The following is a 17,642-nucleotide window of genomic DNA, read 5'->3' on the forward strand; positions in this document are numbered from 1 at the left end:
TACTAGTTTTTAGAATATACTAAATGTTGAAAGTCGGGGTCAACTAAATTCAGTTTACCAAGGTGCTCTTCAGATAAGTCTTCGCAACCTTCCAACAATTCTACTTTTTCTTTGTGTGGTAAAGCTATTTCAGTGTTAATTGCCTGGAACCAACCTTCTTTATACTGGTGATGATAATGAAGATATTCTTTGACAGGAAAAACAAAGCCATCAATTTTAGACTGTAATTCTGAAATTTTTCCGTTGATAGTAATCACCTGTTGTTTAAAATCATTGATTTTAGCAATAACATCAACCTTCACTTTATTTAAGTCTATTTGTTTTTCTTTTTTACCTCTTATGAAAGCCCTGATTTTATCTATGTTTTCAAATTCTTTCATTACAAAATCAAAAACAAGTCCCCAAATAATATAAACTACAAATCCTGCGAATATGATCATCCAAAATTCAGCTTCGCCTAATGCAATATTTAAATTGTAAGGAGCAGAATCTGTTGTTTTGTTAAACTCGTAAATCTTTTTTTCAATTTGATACGCCAAAAGAGCATCAAATAAAAATGTTGTTACAAATAATCCAATTATTCTAAAGATGTTCTTAATACCTTTTTCTTTTTGAACCATATGAATTACATAACCTAATCCCATAAATACAAACGGAATTGTAATCACTAAAACACCTTCAAGCCAACTTGCTTTAAAAGAATTTGTTAAAGCATCTGCATCAAAAATGGCAGCTGTCAAACTATCATTTGCAAATTCCTTGAAAAAAGCAGAATACGACGCCGAAATATAAAAGACTAATAAATAAAGAGTTATTGGGAATAATAAAAATAAACCAATATAAAATTGTGCTTTTAAGCCTTTGCCATCTTCAATTCCGTATTTATCAGGATTACGTTTGACTTCGATAATATCATTTTTTATTTGGTCAATTTCATCATTAATATCCTGTTCTTTCTTTTCGAAAATTCCTATTGCGGCTTCAGATTTTTTAAGTTCCGTTCTGTTTTTTTCCTGCTCTTCACGATAAGGCTGCTTTAAGCGATCTTGCTCAAGTTTTTGCTTGCGGCATTGATCTTCAAAACTCATATATAGATTCTGTAAACATGCTTTTAAAACAATTGGTTTCCCAGTTGCTTTTACTGATGCAGCAAAACCACTTTGATAATAGGTTATTCTTATTTGTTCTCTATCTTCTTCATTGTCATCAAAAGTTTTGATAGGAGAATCGTCAGTTTTTTTTATACTGAATAGTTGTGTGAGTGATTTCATAGCTTAAGAATTTAATTGACTAATAATTTCTTCTTTTTGTATATTTTTCTGAACACAATCAATGAGATAGGAAGAAAGTTCATTAATGTTTTCGTCCAAAAAATTAAATTTTCTACAATACTTTTTAAGCATATTTAATTCATCATCAGTAATTTTTCCATCAGCCCAAATGATTCTTGTAAAATCATATAAATATTCTATTCGGGTATTTAATTCTTCAGGAATAATAAGTTCAGTATTAATTGGATTTAGAAAAAGTTTATCCAGTTCTTCTCTTGGAATTCCTCTTTCATCGGCAAAATGATACATCATTTGCAGTTCTAATACATCAAATTGATCATCAGATAATGCCATTTGATATAATCTTAGGAAGTGACTTTTTAGTTCTAGTGTTATCATTGTTTTAGATTTTTATTTGCCTAAATTTTCGCATGCTATTCCGTCTCCATCAGAATCCAAATTTTTATAGCATTTTTTGTTGCTGTTATAAGTTGATTGTGCTGAAGATTGAGATGAAAAATCGCCGCAGGTTTTGGTCGGGCAATTTGAGCTTGAAGTGTTGCTTGATCCATCTGATGTATCTGAAGATTCTGAGCAAGAAATTACAGATCCAATTAGTATTGATAGAAAAAAAATGAGGATACATCCGCTGTTTTTCTTCGTGTAAGATCTTGACCTTGTATTAGCGAAATGCCCTTGAACATAAGTTCCGTCTTTTTTATAATATCCTTTTCTATATCCCATGATTATAAATGTTTTAGTGTGAAAATTAAAAATGTTATGATTCCTGTAAATGCAAATAATACGATACAGCCGCTATTTTGGTATCTCACTCCAGATATACCTGTTTTTACAGAATAACCGTTTTTGCTAAATGTTCCCATTTTTGTTCTTAAACTTGGAGAAATTCCAGATTTACTAATGTTTAATCCCAATCCTCCCCCAAGTTTAATTCTCTTTTGAAATCGAAAGCCCATGAGATAATTATCTTTTATGGCATTCAGAGCAGCAATATGCACATCCGTCAGATTGTGGGTAAGTTTTTTTTGCCTCTTCAACTGCAGGTTTACAGCTCGAAAAAAGACCTAAGTACTTTTTACTGACAATAACTTTAAAATATGGACATTCATCAGTGTGAACTTCGTGATCTCCATTTTTTTGTTCGGTGTTATTTACATAATAATTTTTCATGATTTTTGGTTTTAATTAATTTTATAATCCAAACTTAAACCTATTTAAAACCAGTATTTTACGGAAATCCATAATCCTGAAAAATTAGTTTTAAGAAATAAAAAAAGCTCCTGAAGGAGCTTTTAAAATTATAGTGCAGTTGAGGTTAAATAATCCCCATATCTTTTGCAATAAAAACCAATTGCACGGTATTATTTGCTTTGAAAAAATCTTTTAGTTTAGAAAGTCTTTTTTCCATGGCACTTTTACTGTTGGGTTTTATACCCAAGTCCTTAAAGATTTGTATGATTTCATCCTGTGGCGTTCCGGATGATAAATGTTTTAAAATCTGAATGTCTAAATCATCTATTTCAAAATTGTTCTTTTCCTGAAGGGCAGAAGCAACCTCGGGTGAAATAAATTTTTGATCTGAAGTTGAGGTAATATGAATTGCTTTTTTTAATTCTTCAATGCTGTTAAGACCTTTTAATACAAAGGCATCAATTTCTGCATTATCAAAAAGTGATTTAATTCGGTAATTTTTATCTTCAACTGAATAGGCAATAATTTTGATGTCAGGCTGTAACGCTCGAACTTTTTGAACCAGTTCATCACCATTAGTGATTTTTACTTCACGATGATTTGTCTTGAAGGAAAGGTCGCTTATTAATAAATCATATGGTTCATTTTGATGAATAGCCGCACGTATTTTCAGAAAAGCATCATCGCAATATTTTGAATGTTGAAAATTTGTAATATCTAAATCTTTTAAGACTTGCTCGATTCCTAAACTGATGGCATCCAGATCTTCGGCTATTATTACTTTTTTAAACATAAGACATTTATTTAGGCATGGATATTTTTACTTTGAATCCTTTTTCTGGTTCAGAGTCAAAAGTAATAGTTCCTTTTATGGCCAGAATACGGTTTTCCATATTTTGTAGACCATTTTTGATAATTTTATCTTTTTCGCAGCCTTTTCCGTTATCTGTATAATTGATTTCAATGACATTTGCAGAACTTTCAAACTTTAGAACGACAAGCGAAGCTTCGCTGTGTTTTTTCATGTTTACCATTAATTCATGCAATACTCTATGAATGGCTATTTTTTTAATATCCTCAACAGTGTCCCAATTTACTTTTTCAATGTTATTTATAATGACATTTGTGTTATCACTATTATAAGTAGAGAGCATTTCTTTTAAGTGAATGGAATAATCTGCCCCGGTTTGAATAGTATTATTTTCTCTAGAAATTCCACGAACACGGGTATAAATGTGATTAAGTTTTTGTAATAGAGTTTCTTTTATATCTTCTTTTGTTAATGATTGTGTCTGTGCAAAAGTTATGGCATAAAAAACATCATTGGCGAGTTCATCATGAATATCCTTCGCAATTCGTGTTTCAGTATCGTAAGCTGTTTTTATTTTTTCAATACGGCTTTGATTTCGGTAATATCTTACGAGAATGACTATTACAATAATCAGAAAGATAATACCAATTCCAGCCACTATCTTTTGATATTTGGCTTCCTGAAGTGATAGTAGATTTTCGGCTTTTTCTAAACGAAGTTTCTGATTTTCGTCTTTCTCTTTTTTTGAATCGTATTTAATCTTTGCAAACTTGTTTTTGAAGTTGTTTCTGATTTTAATAATACTGTCGTTTAAACGAACATATTTTTGGGCATAAGCTGTATCGTTACCAGAATTATTTGTCATTAAAAAAGATAAAGCTTCTAATCGTTCATCAACGCTATTAAGCTTTGTAGCAATTTGATAAGCTAATTGAGCATATTCATTAGACTTTTTAGAATCGGTTTTGGAGTAATATTCGGCTAAATGTAAACAACTTTGAATATGACCGTACGAATCTTCAAGTTGAGTTCTTAATTCAAGACCTTGATTCATGAGCAAAAGTCCTTTTTCATATAAACCTTTTTTAAAATAAGCATAGCCTAAATTATCTAAAACTCTTCCCTTACTTTTTTGTGATCTTATTTCAGATGTTTTTTTGTTTAGAATTGATTCTAAGAGAGAAATAGCTTTGTCGTACTTTTTTTGTTTTATATATACAACAGCAATATTATTTATTGGAGCTTGTTTTGCCGCGTGGTCTTTAGAATTTTTAATCGCTTCTTTATAATAAAAAATAGCATCATCATAAATAGAGAGTTCTTTATCTGCAATACCAAAAAAATTATTAACTGCAGTTAGATAATTTTTGTCATTTGTAATGTAGGGTAACGCCTCTGTCAATGTCTCTTTACTTCCGTAATAATCACCATTTACTTGCTGAATATTTCCCATTTGAATTAAACTGAAGGCAATATTGCTACTGTCTTTTAATTTTTCGTAAACAATTTTAGATTTATTAAAATAATAAAAGGAACTGTCGTAGTTGTTTTTTTGGAAAAATAAAAGAGCTTTTTCTTGTAAAAGAGAAGCTTCTTTCTTAGAAGGATTTGATTTAATTAAATGCGGCAATTTTTCTTCACACGAAAGAAAAAAGAGCAAAACAAGTAGACATAAAAACGGGGATCGTACCATAAAAGTTACTTTCCCCGAATTTAGCAATAAAATATAGACAACTAGGTCTTTACTAGCCTTTTTTTGGTGGATCTATAATTACTGGATCATCATCTGGACCAGCGTATGAAGCTGGGCTGATTTCTTTTTTTACCTCCTTTGCTGATTTGTTATCTGATGTTTCATCATCATTTGTACAAGATACGAATGCCCCACTGGCAACTAAACACGCTAATATATAAACTTTTTTCATCTTACTTCGTTGTTAAAAATTTGACATAGGTCAGCCGGTTCGATAATGAAATCGAATTCTTTTTGCTGATTTTCAAACCGCGCCCTGCGGTCTGTTTTTTGAATTTTTGTTTGGGAAGTGAAGTATGTAGAACAGTAAGATTTTATCTATACTTCCCGGATAAACTCCGTCTTACGGTTTTCCATACTTTTTAAGTGAACTAGTTTTGTACATTTGTTCTTATCGCGATATCGAACAATAACTAATTTTGTTATGGCAAAGATCTGGCGCTTACAAGCCTGTATTGCTAAGTGTTTCCGGTTTTTCGGATCATTCCGATATTTCGAATAATTCCGTATAGCTTATGAGTAATTTTACCATTGAAGATTATAAAACAGCGATTAGAGCTAATTATAAATTAGCAATTGAAGAAGACATGTCTGGTGTTTTATCTGATCCAACACCTGCACAATTAAGAGATTTTTATCTTAGACTTTTGGAAAAAGGTTTGAGTAAAATTGATGAAGAGATTATAAAAATGTTTTTAAGAGCTAATGAAAATTCGTCATTAAAAAAAGCAATTGAAAACTGTAATATTGAGAAGTTGAAACCTATAATCTCTTTTTTACAAGGAGGTAATACAGAAAATAGACAGAGAATTGAAATGGCTGCTATTTTGATTAATTTTCAGATGAGACCATTTAGAAAATTTCAAGATGAAGAAAGTATAACTAAGGAAGATAATTTACCTCAAAACTTTTTTCATCCTAAATCAAATAATAACGAGGGAAGAAAAGATGATGCAATTTGTAAAGAAGGAAATGGAAGTTCATTGAAAAATAAAAGGAAATTTTTTGAAAGACTATTCAATAAATCAAAACTTGCAATGATTACAACAGCTCTTATTTTTAGTTTAATTGCAGCGACAATCTATTTTGCGATTATAAAGAAGCGTTGCATGCAATGGTCTGATAATCATTATGAAATTGTTACTTGTGATAAACCAATTGAAGGGAATTTAAATGATGTAATTCAACGAGATGATAATTTGTTAAATTTCAGAAAAATCGAGGTTTGTGACACGACAATTTGTTTTAAACCTAATCGGGAATCAATTGTTTGGTATTCCAAAATTGATAATAAAGTTGATTTTTTTAATACTGATGGTAAACATCCAATAAGTAAGAAGCCGCTAAAACCTGTATCCCAGCATATAGTAAATAAGTATGCAAAGAAAACTTTAGAAAAATAAAAAAAACCTCCAGAAATACAATTCCAGGAGGTCGTTCTCTATATTCTATACTCTTTCTTCTTAACTCTATTCTCTAAAAAAAAATCAATTATTCGCCGTCTTATACCCCGTATCCAAAGGAAAAAGCAAGCTGTTAAGTTTAATATCACGTTCATAAACATCAGGAAAGAAACCAATGTCCCCTTCTTTGCTTACCCAGGCAGTGAAATAGCCTATATAGATTGGGATTTTTTTAGTTAGTTTGAATGGAGTTTCTTTTTCACCACTCATAGCGGCATTAATCTTGTCAATCGTCCAGTCCGGATAATCTTTCATCATGGCAACAGCCAGCTCTTTTGCTTTTTCGACATTGATACAGCCGTGACTGAAAATGCGTTTTTCAAAACCAAATAAGGTTTTTGAAGGGGAGTCGTGCATGTAAATATCGTTTGGATTTGGAAACATAAATTTCACAAGTCCCAAAGCGTTTTCCGGACCTGGCTTTTGTCTTACGTTTCCGCCATTCCATTCCATATTATGATCCGTCAGATAATTTTTGTCTTCCGCAATTTTTAATTGTAATTCATTTTTAATGATACTTGCCGGAACATACCAATACGGACTAAAAACAATGCGATCTATCTGTCCGCTAAAGATGACTGTTTTGGTTAATGGAGTACCGATAAAAACTTTAGATACAACATCGTAATTTCCATTTCGGACAAAATACAGCCTGAACGACGGAATGTTAACCATCACATATTCTTCCTGGTTTTCTAATGTTGGCGGAATCCATCGACAGCGTTCCATATTGAGCATCAAAGTTTTGATACGATCACTTACCGGCTCATTCATCTGATTGATATGCTCTTTGTTAATAATATAATTCGGAGTGAGTACATGGCGGAGTTTGTATTTCATTACACCATCCATTAATTCCTGATCATAAAAATTACTTTTAGAATCCTGTGCCAAATCACCAATCACAAAAAGTCGTGTTCTGATGTCCTGAATCGTAACTCCGGTATCATCCGGTCTTAAGTCTTTGTATGGATTTGGCATTGTAATGGTTTTCCAGGTGTTGTTTTTTTCAATTTCCCTGTATTTTTTTAAAACATTCTGAAGTTTGTAATATTGACTAAAAAGAATATGATTATTTTGATCCAATAAATTGTGGTTGGTCACAATAGAATCTAATAAAGTCTCATAAGAAAGTTTTTTCTTTGGTAAATACCATTCGATTTTATTTTGTTCAGCGGCATCCATTCCCTGAAAAACATGTTTTGCATAGAGTATATACATGGAGCTCAATAAAAGCTCAGTATCCGACTCTGAAATCTTTTTATCTGATTCTTCATTAAAAACTTCGTCGATTTTATCTTTATACGGAATTCTGACCTGAACACCTTCTTCGTATGTAGAGTTCAGTTTTTGATACATCAAATGTCCAAATTCGTTGATATCATTGCCCTCGTACCAGATTGTTTTATATGATCTGTCTTTGTAAAGGGTAGAGACATCGTTTTGATACTCTTTTAATTGAGAATACTTTTTGAAGAAGGCCAATACAGTTGCATCGCTGATGGCAGGGGCGGCATATTTATTACCAGCACTACTGGGAATAAAAAAAGCAAATTTCTTATTTTCCAAAAGAAGGTTATCCTTTGAAAATCCAAAGGAAGAAACAATAGAGCAGGAAATTAAAAAGATTGTCAGAGTAAAATTTTTCATTTTTTTTCATTTTACGTTACTACTATTTGCCAAAAGGTCAATGCAGGTTGAGGTAATAAAAAAAATGATTTGGGGAAATCGTATAGAAAGCAAATCTCTACAATCAAATTTAGAAAAAAAATCTTATTATTTTTCCTTTTTAGTTCAGAATAATGTTTGATTTAATTTCAAATAGAGAAGAAGAATAATAATTGTAATATTTTGAAAGTCAACAGGTTTAGAATTGTGGAATAAAGATTATATTTGATTAGCCAATTTACTATCCAAATACGAAAGAACCATGATAAATGTAAGTTTTTTTGAGCTTTTAGGAATGTTTGTTATTCCTTTCTTCAGTATTTTAATACCTATTCTTGCAGGTCAGTATTACGGTTTATTTGTAAAGAGTAAATCCGGAAAAGTAAATGATTCTCCAGTCGGATCAGTAGTGGGTGCCGCACTGGGGCTTTTGGCTTTTATGCTGGCTTTTACTTTTCAGATTGTAGACAATCGTTACAATAACAGAAAGGAACTTTTGCTTGAGGAAGTAACTACAATCAGAAAGGCTTACCTTCAATCCGGATTAATACCGGACCCCTATCGTTCTTCTTCCCGAAATCTTTTAAAAGAGTATACCGATATGCGGGTTAGTCTGTTTAAAGATCTTTCCGTTAAAAAAATAGAAAATCTAAGGGAACGATCACAAATTATCCTTGATTCGCTTTGGGGGTATTCTGAAGCTTTAGCGGCGCAAGATCGCAGCTCTGAAGCGTACTCACTTTATACGGGTTCAGTAAACGAACTCGTTGACACTTATAACAAACGCGTAACCTTTACTTTCGAATACCGACTGCCAGCCACAATTTTATGGGTGCTGTTTATAATAACTTTATTTACGATGCTCATTCTCGGCTATCAATTTGGAATTTCAGGTAAAAAAAATCATGTTTTGGCCGTTTTTATTTCCATTATTTTTTCTTCGGTGATGTTTCTTATTTTGGCTTTAGATCGTCCGGAAACAGGAATAATGCAATTAAATCAGGCTCCGATGGAAACGCTTTATAAACAGCTTCATATTAAAAAATAGTTTTGTTTTATTGAATCAAAAGACTTTTGGTTAAAACGTTACCACTTGTTTTATTAGTTTCATCAGGCTGATGACCGCCAATGGCAATTTTAATTTCACCATTGTATTCCTCATTAATGCCTTCTTCAGTAACATGCGATAAATCTTCGGGAGAAAGTGTAAAAGTTATCATTTTGCTTTCGCCAGATTTAAGAGATACTCGCTCAAATCCCTTCAACGTTTTCAAAGGTGCTTTGATGGCTTTGTTTTTATTGATGAGGTATAACTGCGCAACTTCTTCGCCTGCCATTTTTCCGGTATTGGTAATGCGTACAGAAATAGAAACGCTTTTTCCTTTACTAATTTTAGAAGGCATTTTTAACTGATCATATTTAAAAGAAGTATAACTAAGACCATATCCAAAACCATAAAGCGGCGTTCCTTTAAAATAGCGATACGTTCTGTTATCCATTTTATAATCTACAAATTCAGGTAAGTCCGAATCGTCTTTGTAAAACGTAATCGGCAATCTTCCGGCCGGATTATAATCGCCAAAAAGAATATCGGCAACTGCAGTTCCCGCTGCCTGTCCGCCATACCATGCATTTACAATGGCAGGAACATTTTGAGCTTCCCACGGAATCGCAATTGCACTTCCCGTCATCATCACAAAAACAACCGGTTTTCCGGTCTTTTGAAGCGCTTTCATTAAATCAGTCTGAACTGTAGGTAATAAAATAGAAGTTCGGTCGCCGCCTTTAAAGCCTGGAAAATTCACTTTCATTTCTTCGCCCTCCAGTTGAGGTGAAATTCCGCCAGCAAAAACAAAAGCATCAACATCTTTTAAACGATTGACAAGAGCCGTAAAATCGGTTTTTTTATAGTTTCCGGCATTCAGGGCAACATTGCCTTTTCCTTCTCCCTGCCAATATTCAACTACTAAATTATAAACCGTTCCTTTTGTTGTTTTTAATTCAAAAGTTTGCCCACCCCACCTGTTTTTAGTCCAGGCATTTAGTTCTTCTTTTCCATTCACAAGAAAACGGTAACCATCGTCTGCGGTAAGTTCAAAAGTGATACTGCCATCTTCAGCTGCCGTAAAATTTGTCGTGTAACGAGCAGAAAAATTATTGGCTTTGATCTTTTGAACAACCACTTCACCTTCCTGCCAAAAATGGTTTAATTCGGTTTCCGTTCGTGTAATTTCCGGTTTCCCTGAAAGGTCTGTGTTGTTAAAATATTCAGCTTTAAAACCTTGTTTTCCTTCAAAAGCATATTGGTTTTTAACATCAGCATAAACTAGTAAAGTATCATTAGTAAAGTTGATGGCCTGCTCATAGATAACCTCTGTATTGGTGCCTAATTTATCTTTAATGCCTTGTAAGACTGTGGTTAATTTTGAAGGAGTGCCGTTGTAATTCCCCAAAATAGAAATAGAGTTATCGGCGTTTGGACCTAGTACAGCTATCTTTTTAATTTTTTTGCTGAGTGGTAAAGTATTGTTTTCATTTTTAAGTAAAACCATAGATTGTCTGGCCATTTTTAAGGCATGTTCCTGATGTGCCGGACTTTCCAAAACTGAAGCTGGTGTTTGAGCATATTTCACCATTTCGACAGGATCAAACATTCCTAGTCTGAAACGAATCATATAAAGACGTTTTACAGAGATATCAATTTGTGATTCCGGTATTTTTCCAGTTTTTACCGCTTGTACAAGGGCTTTGTAAGCATCGGTTCCGCAGTCAATATCTGTACCATGGAAAACAGCATCAGCCGAAGCGGAAGCCGCATCAGGATGTGTTTTATGATTTTTGAAGAAGTCATCAATAGCCCAACAATCTGAGGTTACATAACCATCAAATTTCCATTGGTTGCGCAAAATATCCGTCATCAAGATATCGCTGGCGCAACAAGGCTGTGTTCTGAAAGCATTGTAGGCACACATTACGCCAGCAACTTTAGATTCGGTTACCAATTTTTTAAAGGCAGGTAAATAAGTATCCCAAAGTTCATAAGGCGTTACATCAACATCAAAAGTATGGCGTAAAGGTTCCGGACCGCTATGTACGGCATAATGTTTCGCACAGGCTGCTGCTTTTAAATATTTTGGATCGTCGCCCTGAAGTCCTTTTACAAAAAAGTCACCTAAAGCAGCAGTCAAAAACGGATCTTCTCCGTAAGTTTCCTGTCCGCGTCCCCAGCGAGGATCACGAAAAATGTTAATATTAGGTGTCCAGTAAGTTAGTCCAAGATAACGCTCGTTGGTTCGGCCTAATTCGACGGCCTTATTGTAAATCGCCCTTCCTTCAAGAGCTGAATAATCAGCCATTGTAAAAAGCGAATTTTTATCAAAAGTTGCGGCCATGGCAATCGCCTGCGGATATACAGTTGTTTTAAAAGGAGTTCTCGCAACACCATGAAGAGTTTCATTCCACCAATCGTAAGCAGGAATTCCTAATCTTGGAATAGCAGGCGAAGAATTCAGCATTTGCGAAACTTTTTCTTCCAAAGTCAGACGGCTTACAAGATCGTTTACCCTCGCTTCAAAGCTTAAAGATGTATTTTGAAATTGGAATTTTTCTTTTTTATCCTGTGCAATAGAAGAGATCGAAAGAAAAGAAAAGAGTATAATTTGATAAAGAGCGATTGATTTTTTCATATGACATTTTTTTTAATCTGTTTCCATAATTCTCCAAAGCATATGGATGCTTATTTGAACTATAGAAAGGAAGTATGTTTTTATTGTAAAATTTATTGCAACCGATTGTGTAAAGAAAGAAAAAATAATTTAATTTTACCGAAAAAATATCAGGAATTTATTTCTCATAAATAGTGGAAACATGAAGTCAGCAAATCTTAATGTCGATTCATAATGTAAAATAACCACTATTTTATTTATAAAATTTTTATGGAAGAAAGTAGAGATGTTACCATTTATGATATTGCGCAGCGAATGAATGTTGCGACTTCGACGATTTCGCGTGCTTTAAAAGATCATCCTACTATAAGCGATAAAACTATAAAAAAAGTAAAAAAAGTAGCCGAAGAAATGGGCTTTCGACCAAATATCCTGGCAGCGGGCTTACGCGGAAATTCAACCAAAATTATTGGAGTTTTAGTAACCCGAATCAATAGACCTTTTATTTCATCATTAATTAGTGGTATTGAGGAAATTGCCCAAAAATCGGGTTATAGTGTTATGATCACACAAAGCCATGATTCTTATGAGGCTGAGGTTAATTTATCAAAAGCACTTTATGATAGCCGGGTTTGTGGTATTATTTGTTCACTGGCAATGGCTACACGGGATACTTCTCATTTTCAGAAGTTTATCGATAAAAATATCCCATTGGTTTTTGTAGACAGGGTACCAAAGGATTTTAGTACCTATCGCGTTATGATTGATAATTACTCTGCCGGATATAAAGCGACAAAACACCTGATTGATCAGGGTTGTACGCGTATTGCGCATATTACAGGTTCACAACATCGGAATACCTATAGTGAACGAAAAAGAGGTTATGTCGATGCTTTGCTGGAAGCCGGATTGACTGTAGATGAAGAACTTATAACCGAAACGAACTTATCTTTTGAAGAAGGCGAAGCTGTGGCTAATACGTTATTTGATTTGCCAAATCCTCCAGATGGTATATTTGCTTCAAATGATACTGCTGCTGTCGGCGCCATTCAGGTGGCGAAAAGAAGAGGTCTTAAAATTCCTCATGATATTGCAATTGTTGGTTTTAATGATGACCCAATTGCTTCTATCATTGATCCGGGATTAACGACTATTTCGCATCCGGCTGTGAAAATGGGGCAGACATCGGCCAAGAAAATACTAAACCATTTAAAGACGGGTAAAAAGAACCCTGAAACTCCTAAAAAAGATAGTATTACCGAAGTTACTTTTTTAAATACCGAGGTTTTAGTTCGCGCTTCTTCAAAGAGGATAGAATAAAATTTTTTGATATAAATTGATGATTTGCTAGCGATCGTTTCTTTTTTTAACAAAAGAATTGGTGTTGTGTGAAAAATTTTGCAGTAAAATTTTTTTCTTAAAACACAATGCTATATTTTTACGCAACCGATTGCAAATTCTTTAACTAATCATTCAAAAAATCACCCGATGCGATATCTAAAGCACCATTTATTTATACTTCCCATTTTTCTGCTTTTGTTCTCCTTTAAAACAATGGCACAAAAGGATTATAAATTGTGGCTCCAATATAACCAAAAAACGGATGTTGAATTGGTTTCTAAATACCTTTCAGATGTTCAGGGAATTGTTTCTTTGGGAAATTCAGAAACTTCAAAAATTGCTTCAAATGAATTGAAATTGGGTTTGCAAAATATGTTAGGAGGAAAGTTTGAAATTAAATCAAAATCCGATTCTGATAAAACAGTAATTATTAGTTCTCAAGCATTGTTAAGTCCAGAAATCAAAAAGGAAATTGGAAGTTTTGACCAGCTAAATGAGGAAGGTTTTATCATTAAATCGATTTCATTAAAAGGTAAAAATCAAATTATTATTACGGGTAAAAAAGATATTGGCGTTTTATACGGTGTTTATAGTTTTCTAAGATTGGTGCAGACGAATAAATCCATCAAAAACCTAAATATTGTTGATGCACCAAAAACGAATATCCGAATTTTAAATCACTGGGATAATTTAGACCGAACTGTAGAACGTGGTTACGCCGGTTTCTCTTTATGGAATTGGCAAAAACTACCTGATTTTATTGATCAGCGTTATATTGATTATGCAAGGGCAAATGCGTCCATCGGAATTAACGGAACGGTTTTGACGAATGTAAACGCAAACGCCTTAATCCTGACGCCACAATATTTAGAAAAGGTTGAAGCATTAGCGAATGTATTTCGACCATACGGAATAAAAGTGTATTTAACAGCTCGTTTTTCGGCACCAATCGAAATTGGAGGTTTAAAAACAGCTGATCCAAAAGATGCTGATGTAGCGAACTGGTGGAAAAATAAAGCCAAAGAAATTTATAAAAGAATCCCTGATTTTGGTGGATTTCTGGTAAAAGCAAATTCAGAAGGGCAGCCCGGGCCACAAAATTATGGTAGAGATCACGTTGACGGAGCGAACATGCTGGCTGATGCTGTTGCGCCTTTTGGAGGTGTAATTATGTGGAGAGCTTTTGTGTATTCAGAACATGATGCCAATGACAGAGCCAAACAAGCTTATGCCGAATTTGTGCCATACGATGGAAAATTCAAAGACAATGTAATCGTTCAGGTAAAAAACGGGGCAATCGATTTTCAGCCTCGTGAACCTTTTCATCCAATGTTTGGTGCGATGCCCAAAACGCCTTTGATGATGGAATTTCAAATTACACAGGAATATTTAGGTTTTAGTACCCATTTGGTTTTTCTGCCTAAATTATTTCAGGAAGTATTAGAATCAGATACCTATCAAAAAGGAAAAGGAACGACAGTTGCCAAAGTGATTGATGGTACCATAACGAAAACAAAACTGACCGGAATTGCCGGAGTTTCGAACATAGGAAATGATTTAAACTGGACAGGTCATCCTTTTGCGCAAGCGAATTGGTACGGCTTCGGAAGATTGGCGTGGAATCCCAATTTAGATTCGGAAGTGATTGCCGATGAATGGTTGAGATGTACTTTCTCCAATGATGAAAATTTCATAAAACCAGTAAAAGAAATGCTTTTGGATTCCCGTGAAGCAGTTGTGAATTATATGACACCGTTTGGTTTACATCATATTATGGACACCGGCCACCATTACGGTCCGGGACCATGGGTTTCAAATTTATCACGGCCAGAATGGAATCCGGTATACTATCATAAAGCAGATAAAAATGGAATTGGTTTTGACCGTTCTAAAACCGGTACCAATGCCACAGCGCAATATGCTCCTGAAGTGGAGAAAATTTTTGATAATCTGGAAACCTGTCCGGAAAAAGATTTATTATGGTTTCATCATGTTTCGTGGGATTATAAATTGAAAAATGGTCAGACACTTTGGAATGGTTTAGCACTGAAATATGAGGAAGGCGTAAATCAGGTAAAAAACATGCAGAATGTTTGGAATAAAAGCGAGCAATTTGTAGATGCCGAGCGTTTCAAAGAAGTGCAAATGTTATTAGAAATTCAGTATAAAGAAGCAAAATGGTGGCGGGATGCGTGTTTGTTATACTTTCAACAATATTCTGGTAAGGAATTGCCGGCTGGAGTAGAAAAACCAACACAATCTTTAGACTATTTTCAATCCTTAAAATTCCCTTTTGCACCGGGAAATTAAATATTCAAATTAAAAAATATGAGTACAAAAACAGCAATTGTAACCGGAGGGAATTCGGGTTTGGGTTTTGCAACAGCAAAGAAATTATGTGATAACGGAATCAAAACCTATATAATTGGAAGATCAAAAGACAAGACAGAAGATGCGTGTAAAGAGATCGGTCCAAATGCGATTCCGGTTATTTGTGATCTAAATGATTTGGCAGGAATTCCGGCCATGATTGAAAATATAAGCAAAGAAAATCCGATTGATATTTTAGTAAACAATGCCGGAATCAATCTTAAAAAAGAATTTTTGGATGTAACGGATGAAGATTTTTTATCGATAATTCACACCAATCTTTTAAGTGTTTTTGCAGTTAGTAAAGCCGTTGTAAAAAACATGAAAGAAAATGGGGTAGGAAGTATAATCAATATTAGTTCGATGGCATCACAATACGGTATCCCGAAAGTAATAGCATACTCGGCAAGTAAAGGTGCAATTGAATCGATGACAAGAGCTATGGCGGTTGAGTTGGCTCCGTTTGGAGTTCGTGTAAACTGTATTGCTCCGGGATTTATCAAAACAAAAATGTCTTCTACAGCACTTGATAATGATCCGGAAAGAAAAAATAAAGTACTGGGCAGAACGCCAATGGGATTCTTAGGAGAGCCTTCGGACATTGCAGATGCCGTTTATTATTTCGCTTTAAGCGAATCAAAATATACAACCGGAACTGTTTTACCTGTTGATGGCGGAAATAGTATTGGGTTTTAAGAAAAAATATTTAAACACATTATAGTTATGTTGGAAAATATTTAAACACATAGAAACATAGATTTGGTTTAGCTTAAAGGCGTTTCACTCGTTTTGAAAACACATTAACTATGGTTAAATCTATGTGTTTCAAAGAATACCCCACAAATAGCCTGCTATGTGTTTAAAAATTATAGTGTTTAAAAAATTAAAGTGTTATAACAAGTGAGTATTATGATAAAAATGCAGCAAACCATGCGTTGGTTTGGCCCTCAGGATAACGTTACTTTAAGAGATATTAAGCAAGCCGGAGCAACCGGAATTGTTACGGCTTTGCATCAAATTCCGGTTGGGGAAATTTGGTCAATTGAAAACATTAAAGAAAGACAGCAAATCATCAGAGAAGCCGGATTGGAATGGTCTGTTGTTGAAAGTTTGCCGGTTCATGAAGAAATAAAACGTGCTACTGGGGATTATTTGCAATACATCAAAAATTATAAAATCAGTTTAAAAAATTTGGCTGATTGTGGCATTAAAATCATCACCTATAATTTTATGCCGATTCTCGACTGGGTTCGCACCAATCATAATTTTATCAATGAAGATGGAAGTAAAGCGTTGTTATACAATCAGGTTGCTTTTACTTATTTTGATGTGTTTTTGCTGAAAAGGCCTAATGCTGAAAATGATTATCCGGAGGAAGAAAAAGCAAATGCATTGGTATACGGAAATAAGCTTTCTGAAGATGAGAAAGCCTTACTTTTTAAAAATGTTTTATTAGGATTACCGGGAAGTAAAATCAATTTTACGGCTGAACAAATTCTTTCGCTTTTAAAGAATTACGCTGAAATTGACAATAATAAACTAAGAGAAAACCTGATTTACTTTTTATCTGAAGTAGTTCCGGTTGCTGAAGAATTAGGTTCGAAATTGGCTATTCATCCTGATGATCCGCCGTTTTCGGTTTTAGGTTTACCCCGAATTGTTTCAACAGAAAAAGATATCAAAACGATTTTTGAAGCCGTGCCTTTAAACGCAAACGGACTTTGTTATTGCACAGGCTCATTGGGAGCAGATCCGAAAAATAATCTGGAGAAAATTATAGATGATTTCGGGGATAGAATTCACTTTTTACACTTGCGAAATACCTTCCGCGAAAGCGCAACTATTTTTAGGGAATCTGCCCATTTAGAAGGAGATACAAAAATGGAAATTCTAGTTGAAAAACTACTTTTATTGATGAATAAAAGAAAAGTGAGTTTACCAATGCGTCCGGATCACGGTTTTTTGCATGCGGTGGATGAAAAAACAGAAACCTATCCTGGGTACTCTTTGGTTGGAAGATTGAAAGGTCTTGCCGAATTAAGAGGTTTGGAAATGGGAATTGCTTATAGATTGAATATATAAAAGTTA

The 17,642-nt window shown here is 34.0% G+C and carries 15 protein-coding genes; 6 read left to right on the forward strand and 9 right to left on the reverse strand.

Annotation, left to right across the window (positions count from 1 at the left end; all coding sequences use genetic code 11):
• Positions 1–2 precede the first annotated feature (2 nt).
• From Q7C23_RS10995 to Q7C23_RS11025, 7 genes are all read right to left on the reverse strand, one after another.
• Entirely contained in the window at positions 3–1,271 is a 1,269-nt protein-coding gene (locus Q7C23_RS10995) for an ABC transporter permease (protein ID WP_375032563.1), read from the reverse strand.
• A gap of 3 nt (positions 1,272–1,274) precedes the next feature.
• Positions 1,275–1,670, reverse strand: a complete 396-nt coding sequence (locus Q7C23_RS11000; protein ID WP_375032564.1) for a hypothetical protein — start codon at positions 1,668–1,670, stop codon at positions 1,275–1,277.
• A gap of 12 nt (positions 1,671–1,682) precedes the next feature.
• Positions 1,683–2,015 (reverse strand): excalibur calcium-binding domain-containing protein, encoded by a 333-nt coding sequence (locus Q7C23_RS11005; RefSeq protein WP_375032565.1) that lies wholly within the window; start codon positions 2,013–2,015, stop codon positions 1,683–1,685.
• Between the two features lie 2 nt (positions 2,016–2,017).
• Positions 2,018–2,329 (reverse strand): DUF4236 domain-containing protein, encoded by a 312-nt coding sequence (locus Q7C23_RS11010; protein ID WP_375032566.1) that lies wholly within the window; start codon positions 2,327–2,329, stop codon positions 2,018–2,020.
• A gap of 278 nt (positions 2,330–2,607) precedes the next feature.
• Complete coding sequence (locus tag Q7C23_RS11015) at positions 2,608–3,276, reverse strand: response regulator (protein WP_375032567.1); 669 nt, start codon at positions 3,274–3,276, stop codon at positions 2,608–2,610.
• 7 nt (positions 3,277–3,283) lie between these two features.
• Complete coding sequence (locus tag Q7C23_RS11020; RefSeq protein ID WP_375032568.1) at positions 3,284–4,987, reverse strand: ATP-binding protein; 1,704 nt, start codon at positions 4,985–4,987, stop codon at positions 3,284–3,286.
• A 52-nt stretch (positions 4,988–5,039) separates the two neighbouring features.
• Positions 5,040–5,219, reverse strand: a complete 180-nt coding sequence (locus Q7C23_RS11025) for a hypothetical protein (RefSeq protein ID WP_375032569.1) — start codon at positions 5,217–5,219, stop codon at positions 5,040–5,042.
• Positions 5,220–5,562: 343 nt separating this feature from the next.
• Between Q7C23_RS11025 and Q7C23_RS11030 the strand changes: the two genes are divergently transcribed.
• A complete protein-coding gene (locus Q7C23_RS11030) occupies positions 5,563–6,450 on the forward strand; it encodes a hypothetical protein (protein WP_375032570.1) in 888 nt (295 codons plus the stop codon).
• Positions 6,451–6,534: 84 nt separating this feature from the next.
• Here the strand turns inward: Q7C23_RS11030 and Q7C23_RS11035 are convergent, their stop codons facing one another.
• Positions 6,535–8,160, reverse strand: coding sequence for a murein L,D-transpeptidase (locus Q7C23_RS11035; RefSeq protein ID WP_375032571.1), 1,626 nt, complete (start codon positions 8,158–8,160; stop codon positions 6,535–6,537).
• A 280-nt stretch (positions 8,161–8,440) separates the two neighbouring features.
• On the opposite strand from Q7C23_RS11035, the gene Q7C23_RS11040 reads away from it, so the two are divergent.
• Positions 8,441–9,226, forward strand: coding sequence for a hypothetical protein (locus Q7C23_RS11040; protein ID WP_375032572.1), 786 nt, complete (start codon positions 8,441–8,443; stop codon positions 9,224–9,226).
• A 7-nt stretch (positions 9,227–9,233) separates the two neighbouring features.
• Here Q7C23_RS11040 and Q7C23_RS11045 read toward each other — a convergent pair whose 3' ends face one another.
• Positions 9,234–11,864: a glycoside hydrolase family 3 C-terminal domain-containing protein gene (locus tag Q7C23_RS11045; protein ID WP_375032573.1), complete on the reverse strand. Its 2,631-nt coding sequence runs from the start codon at positions 11,862–11,864 to the stop codon at positions 9,234–9,236.
• Between the two features lie 249 nt (positions 11,865–12,113).
• Here Q7C23_RS11045 and Q7C23_RS11050 point away from each other — a divergent pair, with 249 nt between their 5' ends.
• From Q7C23_RS11050 to uxuA, 4 genes are all read left to right on the forward strand, one after another.
• Positions 12,114–13,163 carry a LacI family DNA-binding transcriptional regulator gene (locus Q7C23_RS11050; protein WP_375032574.1) on the forward strand — a complete coding sequence of 350 codons (1,050 nt, stop codon included), beginning with the start codon at positions 12,114–12,116 and terminating at the stop codon, positions 13,161–13,163.
• 234 nt (positions 13,164–13,397) lie between these two features.
• Complete coding sequence (locus Q7C23_RS11055; RefSeq protein ID WP_375032575.1) at positions 13,398–15,494, forward strand: alpha-glucuronidase family glycosyl hydrolase; 2,097 nt, start codon at positions 13,398–13,400, stop codon at positions 15,492–15,494.
• Positions 15,495–15,512: 18 nt separating this feature from the next.
• Positions 15,513–16,250, forward strand: a complete 738-nt coding sequence (locus Q7C23_RS11060; RefSeq protein ID WP_375032576.1) for an SDR family NAD(P)-dependent oxidoreductase — start codon at positions 15,513–15,515, stop codon at positions 16,248–16,250.
• A 222-nt stretch (positions 16,251–16,472) separates the two neighbouring features.
• Positions 16,473–17,636, forward strand: coding sequence for a mannonate dehydratase (uxuA, locus tag Q7C23_RS11065; RefSeq protein ID WP_375032612.1), 1,164 nt, complete (start codon positions 16,473–16,475; stop codon positions 17,634–17,636).
• Positions 17,637–17,642: the final 6 nt, after the last annotated feature.

This window comes from Flavobacterium sp. LAR06, from assembly GCF_041946075.1.
GTDB lineage: Bacteria > Bacteroidota > Bacteroidia > Flavobacteriales > Flavobacteriaceae > Flavobacterium.